This window comes from Escherichia sp. WS3227_2 (genome assembly GCF_046486495.1).
Taxonomy (GTDB): Bacteria; Pseudomonadota; Gammaproteobacteria; order Enterobacterales; family Enterobacteriaceae; genus Escherichia; species Escherichia coli.
This window is the reverse complement of sequence record NZ_JBJQLG010000053.1, coordinates 1-640: the sequence shown is the minus strand read 5'-3', so window position 1 is coordinate 640 and position 640 is coordinate 1. Positions and strand designations below refer to the sequence as shown.

Genomic DNA, 640 nt, shown 5'->3' with positions numbered 1-640 from the left:
TGAAAGCGCTGGAAGGCGACGCAGAGTGGGAAGCGAAAATCCTGGAACTGGCTGGCTTCCTGGATTCTTACATTCCGGAACCAGAGCGTGCGATTGACAAGCCGTTCCTGCTGCCGATCGAAGACGTATTCTCCATCTCCGGTCGTGGTACCGTTGTTACCGGTCGTGTAGAACGCGGTATCATCAAAGTTGGTGAAGAAGTTGAAATCGTTGGTATCAAAGAGACTCAGAAGTCTACCTGTACTGGCGTTGAAATGTTCCGCAAACTGCTGGACGAAGGCCGTGCTGGTGAGAACGTAGGTGTTCTGCTGCGTGGTATCAAACGTGAAGAAATCGAACGTGGTCAGGTACTGGCTAAGCCGGGCACCATCAAGCCGCACACCAAGTTCGAATCTGAAGTGTACATTCTGTCCAAAGATGAAGGCGGCCGTCATACTCCGTTCTTCAAAGGCTACCGTCCGCAGTTCTACTTCCGTACTACTGACGTGACTGGTACCATCGAACTGCCGGAAGGCGTAGAGATGGTAATGCCGGGCGACAACATCAAAATGGTTGTTACCCTGATCCACCCGATCGCGATGGACGACGGTCTGCGTTTCGCAATCCGTGAAGGCGGCCGTACCGTTGGCGCGGGCGTTGT

At 53.4% G+C, this 640-nt stretch carries 1 protein-coding gene; it reads left to right on the top strand.

Annotated features, from left to right (window positions below):
* Nucleotides 1–640 (top strand): EF-Tu/IF-2/RF-3 family GTPase (locus ACJHXB_RS24760; RefSeq protein ID WP_096001884.1); only part of this gene is annotated, 640 nt, incomplete at both ends.